The 20,373-nt window shown below is 34.8% G+C and carries 17 protein-coding genes and 4 tRNA genes; 7 read left to right on the top strand and 14 right to left on the bottom strand.

What is annotated here, in order from left to right:
* Positions 1–78: 78 nt before the first annotated feature.
* The 5 genes from LLS04_RS04450 to LLS04_RS04430 are packed head-to-tail and all read right to left on the bottom strand — an operon-like array spanning position 79 to position 5,471.
* Positions 79–1,029, bottom strand: coding sequence for an SGNH/GDSL hydrolase family protein (locus LLS04_RS04450; protein ID WP_323610488.1), 951 nt, complete (start codon positions 1,027–1,029; stop codon positions 79–81).
* Between the two features lie 8 nt (positions 1,030–1,037).
* The gene (locus tag LLS04_RS04445; RefSeq protein ID WP_323610486.1) at positions 1,038–2,555 is read right to left on the bottom strand and encodes an MBOAT family O-acyltransferase; all 1,518 of its coding nucleotides are present in this window, start codon (positions 2,553–2,555) and stop codon (positions 1,038–1,040) included.
* The gene (locus LLS04_RS04440) at positions 2,555–2,785 is read right to left on the bottom strand and encodes an acyl carrier protein (protein ID WP_003775773.1); all 231 of its coding nucleotides are present in this window, start codon (positions 2,783–2,785) and stop codon (positions 2,555–2,557) included. Before LLS04_RS04440 ends, LLS04_RS04445 begins: the two co-directional genes overlap by 1 nt.
* A 2-nt stretch (positions 2,786–2,787) precedes the next feature.
* A complete protein-coding gene (locus LLS04_RS04435; RefSeq protein WP_323610483.1) occupies positions 2,788–3,960 on the bottom strand; it encodes an alanine racemase in 1,173 nt (390 codons plus the stop codon).
* Positions 3,957–5,471 (bottom strand): amino acid adenylation domain-containing protein, encoded by a 1,515-nt coding sequence (locus LLS04_RS04430; RefSeq protein WP_323610482.1) that lies wholly within the window; start codon positions 5,469–5,471, stop codon positions 3,957–3,959. The genes LLS04_RS04435 and LLS04_RS04430 overlap by 4 nt, the downstream gene beginning before the upstream one ends.
* Before the next feature lie 135 nt (positions 5,472–5,606).
* Between LLS04_RS04430 and LLS04_RS04425 the strand changes: the two genes are divergently transcribed.
* The gene (locus LLS04_RS04425; protein WP_323610481.1) at positions 5,607–6,146 is read left to right on the top strand and encodes a 4'-phosphopantetheinyl transferase family protein; all 540 of its coding nucleotides are present in this window, start codon (positions 5,607–5,609) and stop codon (positions 6,144–6,146) included.
* 91 nt (positions 6,147–6,237) lie between these two features.
* Complete coding sequence (locus tag LLS04_RS04420; RefSeq protein WP_323610479.1) at positions 6,238–7,023, top strand: aspartate dehydrogenase domain-containing protein; 786 nt, start codon at positions 6,238–6,240, stop codon at positions 7,021–7,023.
* 51 nt (positions 7,024–7,074) lie between these two features.
* Here the strand turns inward: LLS04_RS04420 and LLS04_RS04415 are convergent, their stop codons facing one another.
* The 9 genes from LLS04_RS04415 to LLS04_RS04375 all read right to left on the bottom strand — a co-directional run bounded on the left by LLS04_RS04415 (position 7,075) and on the right by LLS04_RS04375 (position 17,876).
* Positions 7,075–8,310, bottom strand: coding sequence for an ABC transporter permease (locus LLS04_RS04415; RefSeq protein ID WP_323610478.1), 1,236 nt, complete (start codon positions 8,308–8,310; stop codon positions 7,075–7,077).
* A complete protein-coding gene (locus LLS04_RS04410; protein ID WP_323610477.1) occupies positions 8,303–9,211 on the bottom strand; it encodes an ABC transporter ATP-binding protein in 909 nt (302 codons plus the stop codon). Before LLS04_RS04410 ends, LLS04_RS04415 begins: the two co-directional genes overlap by 8 nt.
* A gap of 163 nt (positions 9,212–9,374) precedes the next feature.
* Positions 9,375–12,467, bottom strand: coding sequence for an InlB B-repeat-containing protein (locus tag LLS04_RS04405; RefSeq protein WP_323610474.1), 3,093 nt, complete (start codon positions 12,465–12,467; stop codon positions 9,375–9,377).
* A 199-nt stretch (positions 12,468–12,666) separates the two neighbouring features.
* Entirely contained in the window at positions 12,667–14,127 is a 1,461-nt protein-coding gene (locus LLS04_RS04400) for an InlB B-repeat-containing protein (protein ID WP_323610472.1), read from the bottom strand.
* 674 nt (positions 14,128–14,801) lie between these two features.
* Entirely contained in the window at positions 14,802–15,662 is an 861-nt protein-coding gene (locus tag LLS04_RS04395; protein WP_323610471.1) for a hypothetical protein, read from the bottom strand.
* Positions 15,663–15,753: 91 nt separating this feature from the next.
* Positions 15,754–15,978 carry a GNAT family N-acetyltransferase gene (locus LLS04_RS04390; RefSeq protein WP_323612135.1) on the bottom strand — a complete coding sequence of 75 codons (225 nt, stop codon included), beginning with the start codon at positions 15,976–15,978 and terminating at the stop codon, positions 15,754–15,756.
* Between the two features lie 216 nt (positions 15,979–16,194).
* Positions 16,195–16,269 (bottom strand) — tRNA-Gln (locus LLS04_RS04385).
* 147 nt (positions 16,270–16,416) lie between these two features.
* Positions 16,417–16,719: a hypothetical protein gene (locus LLS04_RS04380; RefSeq protein WP_323610470.1), complete on the bottom strand. Its 303-nt coding sequence runs from the start codon at positions 16,717–16,719 to the stop codon at positions 16,417–16,419.
* Between the two features lie 53 nt (positions 16,720–16,772).
* Positions 16,773–17,876 (bottom strand): ABC transporter ATP-binding protein, encoded by a 1,104-nt coding sequence (locus tag LLS04_RS04375; protein WP_323610469.1) that lies wholly within the window; start codon positions 17,874–17,876, stop codon positions 16,773–16,775.
* 97 nt (positions 17,877–17,973) lie between these two features.
* Between LLS04_RS04375 and LLS04_RS04370 the strand changes: the two genes are divergently transcribed.
* From LLS04_RS04370 to LLS04_RS04350, 5 genes are all read left to right on the top strand, one after another.
* Positions 17,974–18,801, top strand: a complete 828-nt coding sequence (locus LLS04_RS04370) for a helix-turn-helix domain-containing protein (protein WP_323610468.1) — start codon at positions 17,974–17,976, stop codon at positions 18,799–18,801.
* A gap of 93 nt (positions 18,802–18,894) precedes the next feature.
* A complete protein-coding gene (pta, locus tag LLS04_RS04365) occupies positions 18,895–19,875 on the top strand; it encodes a phosphate acetyltransferase (protein WP_323610467.1) in 981 nt (326 codons plus the stop codon).
* A gap of 240 nt (positions 19,876–20,115) precedes the next feature.
* A tRNA-Val gene (locus LLS04_RS04360) sits at positions 20,116–20,191 on the top strand.
* A gap of 7 nt (positions 20,192–20,198) precedes the next feature.
* A tRNA-Thr gene (locus LLS04_RS04355) sits at positions 20,199–20,274 on the top strand.
* A 14-nt stretch (positions 20,275–20,288) separates the two neighbouring features.
* A tRNA-Tyr gene (locus LLS04_RS04350) sits at positions 20,289–20,372 on the top strand.
* Position 20,373: the final 1 nt, after the last annotated feature.

Raw genomic sequence — 20,373 nt, 5'->3', positions numbered from 1 at the left:
TATTATATGTCTCTTTAACTATACTTTGTGTGTTATTTAAGAAATTTTAAGATTTAGTGTATCGTTTATTCACTTTGGTTAAGGATTAATTTGTTGAATAAATTCGTCAAAATCTTTTTTCCATAAGTCATGTTCCGCTTCAGTGTATTCGCTCTTAAATCTATAATTTTGAGCAACATATTCAATAAGTCGTTTCGTTACTTTCTCAGCACCCTTTATATTCAAATGGTCTCCTTTATCGTACGTATCTTCTTGCCAATTAATGCCCATAGAATCAGCCTCTAAGTTTAAATCTAAAAACGGAATCTGATTTTCTTTTGCATAGTTGCTCACTCCGTTGTGTTTTTCGTAACTCCAATTTCTTGGAGATGGGACACTAACAAGAAGTAATTGAATATTATGTTCTTTACATAAAGAAACAATTTCATCAAGGTAATGGCGATTTAGAGTCGGAATTTCGCGTTCTTCTAGCGTTTGGTGCATATACGGTCCACCTTCATAAGCATTTTCTTTACGATTAATGCGCCAACCCTTCAGAGGATTTCGCTTAATCTCAACACTTTGTGCTTTTTGAAGCGATAAAATCTGCTTCCAATTATCATGGTAATTCAAAATTGGAAAGAGATTCGACAACGTATTTGTCATCGATTTGTCCACAAGATTCGCAAGCCCTCCAATATTGGTATAAACTTGATTTGTTTCTAAAACAATTAATTTCGGATTTTGTTTTTGAATAATATGACTAATCGTCTTATGTCCATCCGCTAAATTTTGAGATGCGACTGCAATATTGTACGATTTAATACCGAGTTTTTCCCAAAATCGCATTGGCATGAAGGATGTAAATGATTCACTATCACCCGTGAAAAGCATATCAAGACGATTGGTATCTTCCGCAAAAATGCCGTTAAATGCTGTACTGTTTCCTTTTGCAAATTGGTCGATTTCATAGGGAGCAAAAAGAGGTGTTATTGTAAATAATATAGCAATAAAACCAAGGGTAAACAAAATTGATCTAATTATTTTCATAAGACCTCCTAAAAGTTTGCATAAATGAGTTCTACGATGGCATAACCATAACCATAGGCCCCAAAGATGACTAAGAACAACATCGCAGCATAATAAAACGGAATACGAATGTAACTTTTCCACTGCGCAATTCGACTTCTTATTTGGATATCATTTTCTTTAAGAAAACCGACAACGACCATGATGGTGAAGCCAATTAGGATAATTCCAAAATCGTGAATGTCCATACCTTTATTTAAGAGCGATCCATCCACAATTTGATTCACATTAAAATCTTGAATCATCTTTATAAACATCGACAATGCCTTTGATAATCCGTGAGAACGAAATAGCATCATTCCAACATTAACAATTACCATAGTTCTTACCCATCTAAATCCATCTAGTATTCTACTTTCTCGATTAAGTTTTGTTTTACGAAAGAACTCTGAGAATAAAGGTTCTAGAAGCATGCCAGATGCAATAATCACAAAGTAATACATCCCATATGCTAAGTATTGCCATTGAGCTCCATGCCAAAGTCCATTGCATATCCACACTAATAATAGGGCACCTAATGTTGGTACCAAGCGACTATATCTTTTACCAATTTTTGCTTTAAGTGATTTTGTAAGTTTGCGGTTAAACTTTGATAATGATATTGGATAAAAAATATAATCTTTGAAGAAACCACCCAGCGTCATATGCCAGCGTCTCCAGAACTCAGACGCACTTCTTGAAAAGAACGGCTGGTTAAAGTTTTCCGGAAGTTTCACTCCAAATATTTCAGCACTTCCTAAAACAATATCCATCGTACCAGAGAACTCTGAATAAAGTTGAAGCGTATATGCAAGAACTGCAATTAAAATCACGACACCACCATTTGTGTCAACATTCTTAAAAACAGATCCCACGAAAGGATCGAGACGATCGGCTATTACGATTTTTTTAATAAGACCCCAGAGTATTCTTTGTAATCCAAACGTTAGCGAAGAATATGTAATTGCCTCACCAGCACTAAGCTGTGGAATAACCTGATCATATCGTGCTATCGGGCCTTCAATAATCGTTGGAAAAAATGATAGATATAGAAATATTTTAAGCGGATTTTGTTCTGCTTTTGTTTTTCCCATTTTCACATCCACAAGATAACTTATTGCTTGTAATGAAAAAAATGAAATACCGATTGGTTGAATAAATTTTCGATATGGAATGGTTAATTCGAATCCCTTTAAGACAGAATTAAGATTTTCTCCGATAAAGTTGTAATATTTGAAGACCGTCAAAATCCCTAATGGAATGAGAATACCAAGAAACAGTAGGAGTCTTTTATACTTTTGTTTCGATTGAGATAATCCTAGCCCAATGACATAAGTTGATAGACTAATAAGTAGCAAATACACAATTAATTTTGAACTCATTAAGAGATAAAAAGTAATGCTTCCAAGAAGCATTACTAAGTACCGATATTTTTTATTGCACAATTGATACGCAATCATTACAATCGGTAAAAACAGGAAGAGATAAATATAATTATGATATGCCATTAGTTTTCACCGCTAAGACGACTTACCATTTCCCACATATTCTTGAGCGTATTAAAATTATTCGGTTTGATTTCATCATACGGAATTTCAATGTCAAAGGAATCTTCCAATTCCGCAACCAATGTGAGGATTGAAAACGAATCAAGAATTCGTTTATCTACAAGCTCATTTTCTTTTTCATAATCGATGTTCGGTTTAATATCCTCTAAAATTTCTAGTAATTTATTCATGTTTATTTCTCCTTAACTGAATTCAGTCTATCTATTTCAATTGTATCTCTAATGATCTCAATACCTGTTTGTTTACGGTATAGGTTTACTTGTGGAAGATCTCTACTTAGGAATAAGCTAATTCCTTCAGTAATGCTGTAGGCTCCTACATTTTTAAATGCCACAACATCATTTAGTGCGAGTGGTGTTTCGTAATCTTTTACCAAAACATCTGCTACGGTACATAAAGAACCACACAAATTCCACTGACCATGTAATTCTGGCGATTTATTCATAGCTATACGCTCAATATTTGGACACTTCATTCCTAAAAACTGGCCGTAATAACTTACATGATGAATGCCGCCATCTAAAATCGCATAATGCTTCATGTCGTTTGTTTTTATATCTACAACACGCGTCAAGTATGTACCACACGCCGCAACAATTATTCGTCCCATTTCTAAAACAATTGTTCCTTCATAATTGAGATTTTTCAGAACGGAACTAAATTCAGAAACAGAAAGTGTTGGTTTATCTGATTCGAAATACTGAACGCCCAATCCTGGCCCAAACTCTAAACATGCTAGACTTATTTGATAACGACTTCTCAATGTTTCAATATATGATTTTAGCAATTCAAGTTCGCTCTGTACCTTCTTTAGCTTATGCTTTTGTGTTCCTGAATAAAGCTGAACTCCATGCCACTTTAAAAAGCGGTACTCATTTGTTTGATTCAATACCCGTTCAATTTCGGAAGCATCCATACCAAACTGGTTCCCACTCGTGAGTCGTAAGATTACGTTTATCTGTTTTTGATACTCAGCTGATAAATCGTTGAGTAATTCCAGTTGTTTCATTGACTCGACTGTATAGATGGGTTGCTCTTCCATCTGTATAATCTCCCTGATATCTTCAGAATTTTTATAAACCCCAGAAAGAATTATTTTTCGATTGGAAATATTATTCCTTTTACAAATTCGGTATTCTCCGGGAGAGCATACTTCAAATGAATCCACCATTTTGTCGAGAATACCAACTAAAAACGGATTGGCTTTCATTGCATAACATAACTTTGTATTATCCGGTAATGATGCCTTGATTTCTTTGACATGTTCTTCTAAAAAATCAACATCGAAGATATAACATGGTGTTTTGAGTTCATTGTTAAATGTACACAGTTCTTTCAGATTCATACTTGTATCCCTACTTCCGATTTTAAGAGTTGACGATCGATTTTCCCATTTTTTGTTAAGGGCATTTGATGCACCTGTATAAATGTATTTGGAATCATATAATGTGGTAGCTTTGTTTCAAGATATGAAATAAGTGCCTTCACATCGAGATTCCCGTGGTAGATGCCATAGATTTTATATTTTTTTTCATGATATATACAACAGGCTCTTGAAACATTTGGGTGCTCCTCGATTTTACGTTCGATTTCTTCCAACTCAATTCGATGACCCATATGCTTTATTTGAAAATCTTTACGACCTCTAATACATAATTCGCCATTTTTGTTATAGTATCCTAAATCCCCAGTACGATAAATGATGTCTCGATAATATGGATTCAATGGGTTTTGAACAAATACTCGATCAGTTTGTTCTTGGTTATTAAAATATCCTAGCGCTAAACTCAAACCTCCAACACAAATTTCGCCAAGCATCTCTGAATCTTTGACAAGCTCATCTTTTTCATTTAGAAGAAATACTTCATCATCATAAAACGGATTGCCAATTGGAAGTTCCTCTTCATAAACTCGTTCAGATTCTAAAACATAATAAGTACAATTACATGTAATTTCAGTTGGTCCATATAGATTTACAAACTCAGTGTTTGGACAGGCTTCACGCCATTTTTCTAAATGTTTAATGGGCATACGTTCTCCACTGAACATAATCTGTCTCAACTGATTTGGTTTCCGATAGGATAGACCCTTTAATTGACTCACTAGACATAACGCTGATACAGCCCACGTTAGTACAGTTGCTTTCGATTCACAAATAAAGTCCAATAAGGTTACAGGATTTGTAAAATAAGATTTAGGTATTAACACTAAGGTAGAACCTTTCATGATCGAACTATAAATATCCTTAACCGAAACATCAAAATCAAAGGGCGCCTGATTCGCAATAACATCGTGTGAAGAAAAACGAAACTTATCTGTAAAATCGCGAATAAATCGGATTACAGATTGATGTGAAACAACGACACCCTTCGGATCACCTGTGGATCCTGATGTAAAAAGAATGTAGAGTGGATTTGTCGATATATGCGCTGACAATCGATTCTCTATCAACGAATCCTCTGATTTTCCACAAAGCACTGTTTTAAAATTTACAAATTTAAAGTTTGGACCAAATTCTTCGATACGATATTTTTGATCATCATCGCCAATAATACAATTCGTTTCTAATGTTTTGAGAATAGAATTAACCCGATTATCGGGCTGTGAGGGATCAACAATCACATAAGGACAACATGCGTACGCTGCACCAAACATTAGTGAAAGTGTGTCAATTCCCTTCTCCTTAAAAATAACAATCGGTTTATTCATTTCAAATTGATTTATAAACCATGTTGCCGCGATACGAGCTTTATTATTCAGATTTTTATAAGTTATTGTCTGGTTTGGTTCAATGACTGCAACTTTATCTGGATAACGTTCTGCACTTAGTTCGAGATGCTTTAATATATGATTCATCATAAAACTCCTTTTATTTCGTGCCAATTATAACATTCGCTTTCTTAACACAATCTTAAGAACGACTTATAGATTCTTAAGTGTACAAAAAATACACAACAATAGTGCTATGCTTGCATTAATAAGGAGGACTCTATGGAAAATCACGTCATTATTTATCAAACAAAAGAGCCCAAACTTCATACCCTTGATGCTTGTATTCAAGATTTTACGAAACGATACAAACTCGATAACACTTGGTATCTTTATAAAACTGCAAATGGAAAACCCATTATCTTAAACAATGATTTTTACTATAGTAAAACTATTACTGCGGCATTTTCCACTTACGCATTTAGTCTGAATCCAATCAGTATTGACATACAAAAATTCGAAGAGAATATAGACTACTTGAAAATCGCAAATCGGTTTTACCATCACAAAGAAGCTGAGTATGTAAAACATCACGGCATCCAAAGTTTCTACGAAATCTGGTGTCTTAAAGAGTGTTATATAAAATATTTTGATCTTCGTATCGAAAAAGATTTTCAACATTTTTCTGTACTGGAACTTTTAGAAAATAGAGTGAAGAATCTTTTCTATACACCACTACCAATAAATAGTGAGTACTATGGTTCCTTATTAACAGAGACACCCACTACTTTTGAATTTGTTTCCATCAAAACAAATGACTAAACAAAGACCTCCCGAAACAAAATCCTTATAAACCGGTTCACTTGATGAAATATATGTTAAGATACTTATATAAATTAGGAAAGGAATTATTATGAAAAAATTAAAATTAGCGTTAATTGGGCCAGGATTTCTAAACGATATCGTAGCTCAAGCTTGGGTAGATGGTTATCTTCCTGAATATGAACTTGTTGGAGTATTAGGTCGAAACCCACTTCGTACCGCTGCATTCGCAAACTACTATGGTTGTAAAGCATGTTCTACAATTGAAGAACTAATGGCACTTGAGCCAGATTATACATCGGAAGCAGCTTCTGTAAAATCAGTTGTTGACTACACTGAAACAGTACTACGTTCCGGTTCAAATCTAGTTGTCTTATCAATTGGGGCATTTGCTGATGCGACATTCTATAATCACGTACAAGATGTTGCGCGTGAGACAGGTAAAAAAGTTCATATCGCAAGTGGAGCAGTAGGAGGATTTGATATTTTACGTACTGCTACTCTCATGAGTCCTGTAAACGTAAAGATGACAGGCATGAAATCCCCTCGTGCATTAGTACATACATCACTAAATCGCGAAGGATTAATCGATACGCAAGAACCTGTTGAAGTATTCTCAGGAACAACTAAAGAAGCAATTGCTGCATTACCAACACACGTTAACGTTTCTGTAGCCATTGCACTTGCAAGTGCTGGACCAGAAAACACAACCCTTAAGATCAATGCAATTCCAGGTTACGTTGGTGATGAGCACCGTATTATGCTTGAAGGCGAAGAAATTAAAACAGATTTAAAAATCTATAGCCGCACAAGTCGCGTTGCAGGCTGGAGTATCGTAGCCGTGCTTCAAAACATCGTTGCACCGATCGTATTCTAAATTATACAAATATCTTAGAAATTACAAAGCAAAAAAAATAACTCGTGAGAGTTATTTTTTTGCTTTTAAGATATCTTTGATTTTTAATTTATTTCCATAATTTAAAGATCCGAATCGGTAAATATAAACCGAAATCTTCGCAATTGCTAATGTTGATAAAATCATAATCGCCATTGATATAACAATTTCGATCCAATTTACCGAAGTTAACATAAAACGAATTGGCATTGTAAATAATGATACAAACGGTATATAAGAACTAATAATTGTTAATTGACTATCCGGAGCACTTAAACTACTTGAAGCGATAAAGAACGCGATAACAAACAACAATGTAATTGGTGTTGTCGCAGAACTTACATCTTCCACTTTAGAAATCAAGGATCCCAATGCTGCAAAAATATAGAGATATAAAATATACCCTGCAATTGAGAACACCAAGTATACAAGTGCAGTAGATACGGTTAGTGAACCTTGTACCATCATTAAAATATCTGGATCATAGTTTACTTTGTTTAGCATAAAACCGATAAATACTGATAATAAAATCATACCTACTTGTAGTATACCAACAGCACCCATCGCAAACACTTTACCTAAAATAAGCACTTTCGGATCCGTACTTGTAATGAGTAACTCCATAGTTCTACTATCTTTTTCACGCGCAACAGAAGTTGCTACAGATTGACCAAAGAAAAGAATCAACATATACATCGCAAATAGAATAACATAAGCAATAAAGAAACCTTGAGATGAGTCTTTTCCGATTGCCTCAATCTCAGATGTAATTGAAACATTCATTGCATTACGTGCATCTGCTACATCGATATTACTTCCTTTAAAATTCTCATCGACTGCCATTGTTTTTAAAGTATCCTCGATAATACTGTCCTCAAAGCCAAACATATCCTTATCGATCGTTAAAACCTTATATGAGGTACGATTGTAAACAATATATCCCTTTTTGATTTCCTTATTAAGAAGAGCCGTCTTCATAGCATCTTCGGAATCAAATTGTTTAAGATGATCAAGTCCGAGTAGTACAGTAAATTTTTCTTTATCGACTGAACTATCTTCAAAAATAAAACCCCATTCATTTCGTTCTTCTGGGACAACTTCATTTGTTTGAGTATCTTCTGACTTCTCATCCGTAAACACAGATTGAATTGTTGGAATTGATGTTATCAACAATACTGCTAGACAGATAATTAAAGTCGTAACTTTAACACTCCGCTTCCGCAACATTTCTAATAATTCAAATTTAAATACCGTTTTGAGTTTATTCATGATGATCTCCTACCTTTGCTACAAAAATATCTTGAAGACTTGGTTCATAATCGGACAAGAGTTTCAAATCAATATCGGATTCAATGATAGATGTCATCCACGATTTCTTTGATAATTCTTTTGATAAGGAAACAATAACCGATTTTTCATCCGATTCAACTGAAACCAAATCAGTACGTAATTTCTCCATTAATTCCTTCGTATCATAATTACGTGCTTGTATACGGATTTTATCTTTACCAAGTTCCTTTTTAATTGAATTAAGGGATCCATTTAGAACTATTGATCCTTCATTAATAATCGCAATGTCATCACAAAACGTTTCAACATAGCTCATTTGGTGACTTGAGAAGATGATGATCTTATCATCTGCAATATAATCTGTTAATGCATCTTGAAATACTTGAGAATTAACAGGATCCAATCCACTAAAAGGTTCATCTAAAATTAAGATATCTGGATCATTTAAAAATGCTTGAGTGATTTGTACTTTTTGTTGATTCCCTTTTGACAAGGTTTCTAATTTTCGATCAAGATACTCTTCAATCTTAAATTGTTTCGCCCAATAGCTTACAGAAGTCAATGCCTCATCACGTGTGGCACCTCGAAGCATTGCAAAGTAAACAAGTTGATCATTAACGCGTGTTTTGGAATACATACCCCGTTCTTCAGGCAGATAGCCTATACGGTAATCTTCAGGATTGAATGGTTTTCCATCCATCGTAATAGAACCTGAATTTGACTTGAAAACATCCATCAAAATTCGAATTGATGTTGTTTTCCCAGCACCATTACGTCCAAGATAACCAAAAATTTGGCCACTATTAACTTCAAAAGAAATATCTTTAAGAACATGATGTTCATCAAAAAACTTGTTAATTTGATTAAATTCTAATTTCATAATTTTCTCCTTCTCACTTTAAAAATATTCTATCACATGAAAAAGCAATGAGTGTGATGCTGTTCTGAATAGACAGATTTCATACCCAAACGACAGATTCGCAGTTAGACTTTAAAAAAAGCTTAGCATCTTAAATGCTAAGCTTCTAATAAATCAAGGCTAATTAAGCTTCTTCTTGTTTACGTTTTTTAACAAGTACCAAGCCTAATCCAACTAAAGTAAGACTTGCAACCATTGCAGCATTACTATCAGATACCCCTGTTTGAGGTAAATCTGTTGGATCAACAGGTTTCGTTGGATCAACGGGTTTCGTTGGATCAATTGGTTTTATTGGATCAACGGGTTTTGCAGTTTTATTCCATTGTGCAAATAAACTAACATTACCAGCTACTTCAATTGAATCACCAGGACCATAATTTTTACCTTTTCCATCAGCCTGAGTATTCCAACCAATGAAATCAAATCCTTCTTTAACTAAGTTATATGAACCCATAACAATGATATTCTCACCTTTTTCATAAGGATGTGAATCAATCGGTGCATTTCCGGAAGTATTGCCGTTTCCATCATATACAACAGTGTATGTATCTACAACAACAATTGTTTTTTTCCATTGTGCATAAAGTGTAACATCTTCGTTAACAGTCATTGTGCCACTTACTGTGTCACCTTTTCCATCAGCTTGGGTGTTCCATCCAATAAATTCGTAACCATCTTTAATAAGATCTCCAGCTCCAAGAATTGTTGCTGTTTTTCCTTTTTCATATTCTTTAGTATCAACAGGTGCTGTTCCAGATGTGTTTTCATTGCCGTTATAGGCAACTGTGAATTTTTCTGTAACCGGAGGAACATCCTCTTCCCATTGCGCATAAAGATCTACGTTTTGAGTCATTGTAATATTCGCATCTTTAGCATAGTCAGTTCCTGTACCATCTGCGAATGTATTCCACCCTACGAAAGTCCAATCTTCTTTAACTAATGATTCTTGATCGAGAACAATTGCGTGTTCATTTGTATCATAGGTATTGGTATCTGTTGGCTCAACACCATTCGTATTTCCATTACCATGATATGTTACTGTGAACGCATCGCCTACACGCCATACAGCGTATAAACGTAGACTGTCATCTTCAACTTTTACAGGTTTCCGTGTGTTAAAGTCTGGATCAGGAATTGTTGCATCCTTCTCTTTTGCCCAACCCATAAACTTGTATCCTGTACGTTTTGGATGAATGCTATCTTCTGTTTGTTCTTCTTTAATAGAATCAGCAGAAGTTATATCATAATATGAAACAACTTTTGAAGATGCATCTTTTTCATAGTATGTTTCACCTTCGTAATCATTCATCTCTTCTAAGTCGAAGTCGCCACCATTAGCATCATAGTTAATCCATAGGATTTCTACAGCGCCAATATCAGCTAAACGTTTCTTACCACGTTGATCGTATCCATCAGTATTTCCTCCGCGGAATGCATCATCTGCTGGACCTTCTGGACGAATTGCGATAGTAGGAATAATTTCACTTTCAATACCAGCAACCAATTCGGATTGATCACGACTTAGACCAACATTTTTATAACCAAAGATATCTTTCTTTGCTTGAGCGGCAAGTTCGACTATAGTTTGCTCAACATTTAGGATATTACCATTTCTCATTACCGTAGATGAGCTATTAGAAATGTCTTTAAATTTAGACGTTGGGTCAATAACTCCATTTACATATACTTTATTTCCTAAGAAAAGCGATCCTTTGTAAGCTAATGATGCAGTCGCAAATACCCCTGCACCACTTAAAGAAATTGCACCACCTTTATAATCGATGGTTGAATCTGCATTCCCTGCAATATTATCCACAAGTGTAGTTCCCAAAACACTATTTGTCATCTTCGAAGAACCACCGTTTTTAAAGTACATGATAGCACCACCTGGTAAATTCGCACCATCGGTTCCACCTGCTTTATTTGCATAAAATGTACTGTTGTGGATATTGGTTGTTAATCCAGGGTTACCAGTACCTTGGAATAAGATTGCCCCACCATCATCTTTTGCTTCGTTATAAGCAAAGGTTGTTTGGTCAATATCTACGGTTGCACCGTCACGTCCGTCAAAGATATAAATTGCACCACCATCATAGGTTTCAGAGTGGCCATCGCCACCCGCTTTATTGCCTTTGAAATAACTTTGTTTAATAGTCATATTTCCTCGGAAGTAATGGAATGCAATGGCTCCACCACCACCACCAAATACTCCGGTATTAATTGAGTCATTATGGTTACCACTAAAGATAGTGTTTTCGATATTTATATTACCGTAGAAGTTTTTACTTCCGATTGCTCCTGAAGTAAAACCACCCGTTTTCCCTGTATTATTTGAAATAGTACTATTTGTAATATTCATCGTACCACGGCTGTTTTCAGAAAGTTGGATCGCAGATCCACCTACTCTACCGATATTATTAGTAATTAATACTCCATCGACGTTCATCTCTGTTCCTGCCATTAAATTTGCAGTAATTGGAGTACCATCATTATTCGTAAAGGTACTATTAAACAAGTTAACAGTTCCTACTTGGTTATTAACGCGTAATAAATTCCCGGTATGACCAGATCCATCCATGATTAGATTTTTAATCGTGATTGTTTTATTGTTTTCCGAAACAATCTCAAGGGTTGAATTTTTCCAAGTCACATTATTTGCATCAAAAATGATATTTGCATTTGGTGCTTTAAGTGTCATATCCTCAGCAACAAATTCTGCAGCTAAAGTAATAACGTCACCTTCAAGAGCACCTGTGAATGCAGCTTCTAATTCTGCTTTATTTTTAATTGCTCCAAGATCGTATTTTACTGCTTTAACTCTTTTAACATCTTTTTTTGTATCTACTTGAGTTGCTTCTTTTACAGTTGTCTCAGTAACTTCGATTTTTTCAACTTCTGTAGGAGCTTCTATAGTTTCTTCTAATTTAGTTTCTTCAGCGTCTACTTCCTCAACTACTTCAACAGTTTCTTCTTCTTTTTCTTCCTCTACAACAGGTTTCGTTTCTTTAGATTCTTCACCTTCTATAGTTTCGTTTTCTTCCACAACTTCTGTTGTTTCTTCTTGTTTTTGATCTGCTGCCTCTATTGCTACAACGGAATCTTCTGAAATAAATTCAGTGTCTTCATTTGCGAATGCAACTTGAGCGGTTCCCACGCCGAGCATAAGACATAACATGATTACCAATGATTTTTTAGCATAAGTACTTTGTTTTTTCATACCCTTACCTCCATGCATTCATTATATTTTCATCTGGTTTAAAAGTAGTTGATATGTCACTAATCAACAAATTAATGTTATAAAGATAATTTAGTTTGTGAATCAAATTACATTATTAAACATCCGATTTTTTGTATTCATTACTAAAAAAAGACGAACACTCCTGGTTTAGTGTGGTCATCTTTTTATTTGCATTTAATTAATTCTCGTTCTTTTTTCTTAATACCATCAATACTGTACCTGCTAACGCAATTCCTAATCCTAATGAAGGAAGGAATTTCGATGTACTTACTCCTGTATTGGGTAATTGAGATTGAACATTGCTTTCGATTCCTGAAACTTGTGATTTCTGAGGTGTTGTATTTTCTTCAAATCCTGGAATATTTGGTTGTGTTACTTCTGGTTTTGTTACTTCGGGTTTCGTCACTTCAGGTTTTGTCACTTCAGGTTTTGTCACTTCAGGTTTCGTTACTTCAGGCTCTGTTACTTCAGGTTCTATAGGAATTGGCTTTTGTTCTAATTCCCATTGTGCGTAAAGTACTTTATCTGATGTAATTGTCAATGTATCTTTCGCATCATAATGTTTACCTGATCCGTCAGCCTTATCATTCCAACCCACAAATTCATGGTTATCGAATGATAGGTTGTTTATATTTCCAAGAATCTCATAAACTGTATTTTCTTCGACAGTTGATCCACTTGGAACAGATCCTTGTGTTGCACCATTCGCGTCATATGATACAGAGTACTTCACTGCTGGAACAATGTCTTTTTTCCATTGTGCATAGAATACTGTATCTCCAGTAACTGTAAATGAATCATTTGGTTGAACAGCTTTTCCACTTCCGTCTTGTGATGTATTCCAACCATCAAATGTAAATCCTGGATTAACTAAATTTGGAAGTGTATCAAGAACTGTATACGCTGTGTTTTCTTCAACACGTGTTCCACTTGGTACATCACCACTTACTGCTCCATTCGCATCATATGATACTGCATAATCCACAATAACTGGCTCAGCAGACCATACTGCAAATAAATCTTCATGCCAATCTACCAATTGGTGATCTAAATCCCACATATAACCGCTACCCGCGTAATCCATTTCCCATCCGACAAATGTGAATCCCGGACGAGTTGGCTCTTTATAACCTGGATCATACGTTAATAGTTGATTCAAGAAGCTTGGCATTGAGTAAGTGTTTGAACCATCCTCAAATGACCCACCCTCTGCATAAAAATCTGCATAGAATCGATTTGACGAGTCAAACGTACTCTTAGCTGTAACACCCACTTGTTTATTCACCATTAAAATGTGCGATTGAACCAAGTCCATATTAACGTTATCAACTAATTTAAATGTAACTTTCTCCATTACATCAACTTCGTCTTCGCAAATTACCGTGTCTATGAGTTCAAAAGTCCCTGTTCCATATTCAAAATAAAGTTCATATACTATTGGATACGACAAAGAAGTTGGATCGGTGACTTCAGGGAAAAAACCTACCTGGTATGATGGTGATAAAATATCCGAACTATGATTTCCCAAAAGATCGACTGGATTATAATCCGCTTTCACACTATCGCTGATATTCACGACATTTACCATCAACATCGCTACTAAGATAAAACTTGAAATATGTTTTCTTAAATTTTTCATCTTAATTCTCCTTTATTAGATGTGTTTAAAATGTAACATCGATGTAGAAAATTAAGATTCATATGACATGATACTGTCCGAATTTGTAATAAACTTCCATTTATAAGATTGAAATATTAAAACATTATTACTCATTTTACACCTATTTGGGTTAATTTTTACGATAAAAGCGAATCCATTACCATTTTGAGGTTTTTATACCTGTTGGTTAATTTTTAAAAATTAAATCTATAGATTAGCAGTAATCTACACAAACTAAATATAGTCCATATTAAACATATATCAAAACAGCAAAGAATTCTTCGAAAATTATAAGAATCGCTCGCAAAGACTCGATTAGATACGAATACACAATACAAGCTCCAAATTTTGGTTGGTCACATTTATATTTTTTTTCAAAAATGAGTATTGTGAAGATATATGTATCACTTAGGTTCTCAATCTAATGACATTTCAAATTGTATCGATCATCCAAACGAGTATAAAAAAAACAAACAATAAAAATTGTTTGCTTGATTATCATATTGGCTCGATATAGGTAAGTTACACGAACTTAAATCGAATCAGAAATGATTTAATCTGTTAATATTATCTAATTATGACCTTAGTCGGTCAAGGTATATTTGATTACACATTGTGTAAAGAACATTTCAAATTTTGGACCAAACCTCTTACTATATCGATTTCAAGAAGTAGTTAATAATATATGTTGACCAAAGAGCGGGTTTACCTTTTTTATCAAAAGCTGTGAATCCCTTTGCAGTGTAATTGTACTCAGTTATAAAAAAACCATCAACCTTCTTTTTTTCAAGCAAACAAATTAGTGAATCAGCTATTTCAGTGTTTATGAGCTTAGCTAGAAATGCCGTTTCAAGTATATCAATAGGACTCAGCACATAGGACTGAGGAAACGAAATCTGAACCATGTATTTATTAATTGGGTCTTTGGTAGATAGTCGTTGATACAAATTATGTTTTGTAAAGTAAGATATTCCTTCTTCAATTCTCTTATTCAAAAGTGAATCTTGTGACTTACTTGCGTTTCTATATAAAAGCAATGTTTTCAAAGTCTTACAAACGCCAATAAAACAAGGAGTCTTCTTTAGACATCCTCCGTACTTTTCCACACCCGAGCCAGACCACTTAGAAGTCGTTCCTCTTTCAAATAATTGATATTTCAAAATCCATTCAATTGATACCTTGACACATTCATCCTCCCATAATCCAAGTTTTATAAACGCCTCAGCTATCATAGCATTATAGCATGGTACGATTTCTTCGAAGGATCCCAATACTGACATCCCTTCCTCCGTGAACATTTTCTTTTTAATTGTAACAATTAAATCTTTTGTTTCGATTAATGAAGAGGAAAATGGAATCTCTGAGAGCGCTAGAATTTTCCAAACATAATCGTAATTATTTGTTATCGATTTTTTAAGTATTGACTTGACGAGCTTAGATTCAGCTAGGTATAGTTCATAATCTACTTCAACATTATTATCTCGTGCAATTCTTAACTCAAGCGCTTTATCCATGATTCACCTCCGGCAATATCACGTATATTATAACAAATTTTCCCACTTATTTGACACGACCTTGATTACAGATTGCGAAGAAAGGAAATGCTCACTTCATTAAACCATTTGTTTTGTAAACGAAGCCTTTCATATCACTTTTTGGATCTTCAATTTCTCCTGTCTTCACATAACCCAGATTTTCATAGAATTTATGAAGTCCAAAACTTTCTGAAGGCGTGTCAAGTTTCCATTTTTTAACTTTAGGGTACATTCGTTCTATTTCAAGCATAGCTTGTCTTCCGAATCCTTGTCCCTGATAATCTGGTGCAAGAATGATTGCACCAATTTCTCCTTATTTTCGGAATCCGACTATTAATGCTCCATCAATAATGGTTTCCTCATTTCTGATTGTTTTTCCAAAGATTCTCGGAGGAAAAAATCGTAAATTTAGGTATATTCGTTATTCAGTGTTTTTCTTCAACAACAACTAAATTCACAAAAAATATAAAAAAAAGTAAACGAAGTACATCGTTTACGTTTATAGTCATATTGGCTGGGCCACCTGGGATCGAACCAGGGAATGTCACAGTCAAAGTGTGATGCCTTACCGCTTGGCTATGGCCCAATATCTTTCGTGTTTGCTTGTTTATTATAGCATAACACGTAGGCAATGCAAGGGGTAAAACGCATTTTTTTGCATAATTACCAATCTTTCAAAAATTCGATTATAAATGTGATTTTCGTTCACGAATCGCAACTCAAACCGTTTGTTTTAGCGAGTAACATAATTATACACAATAAGAATCAACATCGGTAATACAATAAAAAACATATCCGTAGAAACACTGACCAACTCCGAGCGTTGTTTCTTATGATTGCTTTTAGGATGTTTTTTCTCTTTACGACCTAAAATCACATTTCCAAGTCCAACCAACACAATTCCCAATAAAACTAAAGATGCTAAAAACTCTAACATCGAATAAAAGTTAAGAGGTAAAATAAAGCTTAATCCATAAGTAATTGCAGAAAGAACCAAACCTAATGCGATATAGATAATATTTTTATACTCTTTCATAGTTTCTCCTTATTTATATGGGAAAAAGGAGACTGTGTCTCCTTTAATAAAACCTACTTAATAATATTTTCTGAATCGATATCGAAGAAGTGACCTTTACTTAAGTTCATTGAAAGTTCGACTTCTTGACCTGAGCTGTATGCTTCATTAACTCCAAGACGAGAAATAAAGTCTTGTCCATCGATTGAAGCATGAACCATCGTTTCAGCCCCCAATAACTCTGATACAGAAATCAATGCCTTCACAATTGATTCTGGTTGTGAATCCAGAACAAGTGGTTCATCGTGAATATCTTCTGGACGAATTCCGAAGATAACTTCTTTTCCTTCGTATCCATTATCTTGGAGCACTTTATATTTCCCTTCTGGAATTGGAACATTTAGATTTTCACTTGCGATAAAGCGGCCATTTTCAACACGACCATTAAAGAAGTTCATGGCTGGTGATCCGATAAAGCCAGCTACGAATACATTATTTGGTGAATTATAAACCTCTTTAGGTGTTCCAATTTGTTGGACAATACCTTTTTTCATAATTACAATTCGGTCAGCCATTGTCATCGCTTCCGTTTGGTCATGGGTAACATAGATTGTTGTTGTTTTAAGACGTTGATGAAGTTTTGTGATTTCTGCACGCATTGCAACACGGAGTTTCGCATCCAAGTTACTTAAAGGCTCATCCATTAAGAATACTTCTGCATCACGTACAATCGCACGTCCAAGTGCAACACGCTGACGTTCACCACCAGATAGAGCCGCTGGTTTACGATCTAAATATGTGTCTAAACCTAAAATCTCTGCTGCATTCTTTACAGCCTTATCAATCTCATCTTTCGGCATCTTACGAATCTTAAGACCAAATGCCATATTATCATATACTGTCATATGAGGATATAAAGCGTAGTTTTGGAAAACCATCGCAATATCACGATCTTTTGGTTCGACATCATTTACCAAACGATCACCAATCCACAATTCACCAGAAGTAATATCTTCTAAACCTGCGATCATTCTTAATGTTGTAGATTTACCACATCCCGATGGACCAACAAACACAATAAATTCTTGATCTTGAATTTCTAGATTAAAATCCACTACCGTATCATGATCATTTTTATCATAACGTTTATAAATACTCTTTAAGCTAATATTTGCCATACTATTATCCCCTTTTACTTTCTTAATCCCATTATAATAAAGCGGTTACAAATATGATATAGTATTGTTGAACAAAGAAATTGTGCAAGGAGACCATATGACATTTAACGACTTACAAAAACTCTACCCTAGTGCTCGTATGAGCCAAATTAATAATGCGTCCGAATCAGAATTTGTCCTTTATGATGGACATCAATATTTGATGATTAGCCTTTCTGTTCTCAACCAAACAGAGAAAGATTTACTATCCTTAATGTTTAAAGAAAAAGATCAAAATTCAATGTGGTATCAACACCTTATTAATGGAGAAGCTTTAAATATCACGTCTAATAAGCTCTACCATTTCGTTCATTTCCATGTGAAATATTTAAACCAGAATCATGACTTGTGGCTAAAAACATTCAAACACTTCTTTACAACACCTCTTGATGCTTTCTATATTAATAATCATTCGGGTATTATTGTCTTAGATTCTAGAAATTATGACATCGAATCTCTTGAAGGTTTTATCGCTGCACTTGATGATGATTTTTCCACAAACACTTCCTTATATATAGGAGCGGATCGAATGCTTCATGATGACCTTATTGCCCTCTTTAAAGAAGAGACGTTATTATTTCATAAATCTGGATATCCAACACGTATCAACACCTTTGCGAATACCTATTTGAAAGCATATGTGACGCCAAAAATCAGATCAAGTTCAATTGGATCGTCAATTCGACAACTCATTTTATCTCAAGATGAAATGGTTGAAACGATCATATGTATGTGGAATCATGAAGGCAATGTAACTTCATCTGCACAAGCACTCTTTATCCATCGAAACACACTCAATTATCGTATTGATAAGTTTAATGAGTTAACTGGTTTATCCCTACGTCATTTAGATGATCTTCTTTTAGCCTATCTCCTGATTGTATAAATTGTTCTTTTTGGTTTCTTTTTAAGCCATTTTCTTTTACTCGTGAACATTTGGTGTATAATAAGTAAATGTATATAGGAGGTAAACTTACAAATGGATTTATTTGAAGGTTTAAAAGAAAAGATTTCCGGGAAAGACATTAAAGTCGTTTTTCCAGAAGGTATTGATGCACGTATTATCGGTGCTGCAGTACGTTTAGCAGCTGATGGACTATGTCATCCAATTATCTTAGGTAATAAAGAAGTAATTTTATCGTCAGCACAAGATTTAGGTTTCTTGATGGATAAAGTAGAGATTATCGATCCAGAAACTTACCCTGAAGACAAAAAAGAAGCAATGGTTGATGCCCTTGTGGAACGTCGTAAAGGTAAATTAGCTAAAGAAGATGCTTACGAGTGGATTAAAAACGTTAACTATTTTGGAACAATGTTAACATATATGGGTGATGCGGATGCTATGGTGAGTGGTGCAATTCACTCAACAGGTGATACTGTTCGTCCAGCATTACAAATTATTAAAACAAAACCTGGTGTAAGCCGTACAAGTGGCGCATTTATTATTTTCAAACGTCATGAGTCATACTTATTCTCAGACTGCGCAATTAACATCAACCCTAATTCACAAGAATTAGCAGAAATTGCTGTCGAAAGCGCAAAAACAGCTGAACTCTTTGATATCGATCCAATTATTTCGTTATTAAGTTTCTCAACTAAAGGTTCTGCAAAGAGCGACGAAGTTGATAAAGTTGTTGAAGCAACACGTATCGCTCAAGAACTTGCTCCTGAATATCAAATTGATGGTGAACTACAATTTGATGCTTCATTTGTACCGACAGTAGCTCAATTAAAAGCTCCTGAGTCAAATGTTGCAGGTAATGCACGTGTCTTTATTTTCCCAGATTTACAATCAGGTAACATTGGTTATAAGATTGCTCAACGTCTTGGTGGATATGAAGCGATTGGACCAATTCTTCAAGGACTTAACAAACCTGTGTCAGATTTATCACGTGGTTGTGTTGAAGAAGATGTTTATAAACTTGCAATTATTACAGCTGCACAAACTTTAATTAAATAATATTAGACACTCTTCGGAGTGTTCTTTTATTTTTTGAGAAGGATTGAATAAAAATATTAGATAAAATTAGCTTAATAATGCATTAAAACGGGCTTATTGTACCTTTTAAAGAACCTTTTATCGTTTCGCTAAAACTTTATCGAAATAATTGAAATAAATCGACTTTTAGTGTTGACTATATCAAGAAGCGTATGGTATATTATTAAGGCGTTAAGGAATACAAGCAAACGCAACAGACCTGGAGGTTTAGCTCAGTTGGGAGAGCATCTGCCTTACAAGCAGAGGGTCAGCGGTTCGAGCCCGTTAACCTCCACCATATATATGCCGACTTAGCTCAATTGGTAGAGCAACTGATTTGTAATCAGTAGGTTGGGGGTTCAAGTCCTCTAGTCGGCACCATTTTGAATAAGAATGGGGAGATAGCGAAGTGGCTAAACGCGGGTGACTGTAAATCATCTCCTTAGGGTTCGGCGGTTCGAATCCGCCTCTCCCCACCAT

It is taken from the genome of Erysipelothrix enhydrae (assembly GCF_035066605.1).
Classification (GTDB): Bacteria; Bacillota_I; Bacilli_A; order Erysipelotrichales; family Erysipelotrichaceae; genus Erysipelothrix; species Erysipelothrix amsterdamensis.
The sequence above is the reverse complement of the archived record's forward strand: the minus strand, read 5'-3'. Positions and strand labels throughout refer to the sequence as shown.

Coding starts and splice junctions, on each gene's coding strand:
- LLS04_RS04450 (WP_323610488.1), bottom strand. CDS start 1,029: ATGAAAATAATTAGATCAATTTTGTTTACCCTTGGTTTTATTGCTATA.
- LLS04_RS04445 (WP_323610486.1), bottom strand. CDS start 2,555: ATGGCATATCATAATTATATTTATCTCTTCCTGTTTTTACCGATTGTA.
- LLS04_RS04440 (WP_003775773.1), bottom strand. CDS start 2,785: ATGAATAAATTACTAGAAATTTTAGAGGATATTAAACCGAACATCGAT.
- LLS04_RS04435 (WP_323610483.1), bottom strand. CDS start 3,960: ATGAATCTGAAAGAACTGTGTACATTTAACAATGAACTCAAAACACCA.
- LLS04_RS04430 (WP_323610482.1), bottom strand. CDS start 5,471: ATGAATCATATATTAAAGCATCTCGAACTAAGTGCAGAACGTTATCCA.
- LLS04_RS04425 (WP_323610481.1), top strand. CDS start 5,607: ATGGAAAATCACGTCATTATTTATCAAACAAAAGAGCCCAAACTTCAT.
- LLS04_RS04420 (WP_323610479.1), top strand. CDS start 6,238: ATGAAAAAATTAAAATTAGCGTTAATTGGGCCAGGATTTCTAAACGAT.
- LLS04_RS04415 (WP_323610478.1), bottom strand. CDS start 8,310: ATGAATAAACTCAAAACGGTATTTAAATTTGAATTATTAGAAATGTTG.
- LLS04_RS04410 (WP_323610477.1), bottom strand. CDS start 9,211: ATGAAATTAGAATTTAATCAAATTAACAAGTTTTTTGATGAACATCAT.
- LLS04_RS04405 (WP_323610474.1), bottom strand. CDS start 12,467: ATGAAAAAACAAAGTACTTATGCTAAAAAATCATTGGTAATCATGTTA.
- LLS04_RS04400 (WP_323610472.1), bottom strand. CDS start 14,127: ATGAAAAATTTAAGAAAACATATTTCAAGTTTTATCTTAGTAGCGATG.
- LLS04_RS04395 (WP_323610471.1), bottom strand. CDS start 15,662: ATGGATAAAGCGCTTGAGTTAAGAATTGCACGAGATAATAATGTTGAA.
- LLS04_RS04380 (WP_323610470.1), bottom strand. CDS start 16,719: ATGAAAGAGTATAAAAATATTATCTATATCGCATTAGGTTTGGTTCTT.
- LLS04_RS04375 (WP_323610469.1), bottom strand. CDS start 17,876: ATGGCAAATATTAGCTTAAAGAGTATTTATAAACGTTATGATAAAAAT.
- LLS04_RS04370 (WP_323610468.1), top strand. CDS start 17,974: ATGACATTTAACGACTTACAAAAACTCTACCCTAGTGCTCGTATGAGC.
- pta (WP_323610467.1), top strand. CDS start 18,895: ATGGATTTATTTGAAGGTTTAAAAGAAAAGATTTCCGGGAAAGACATT.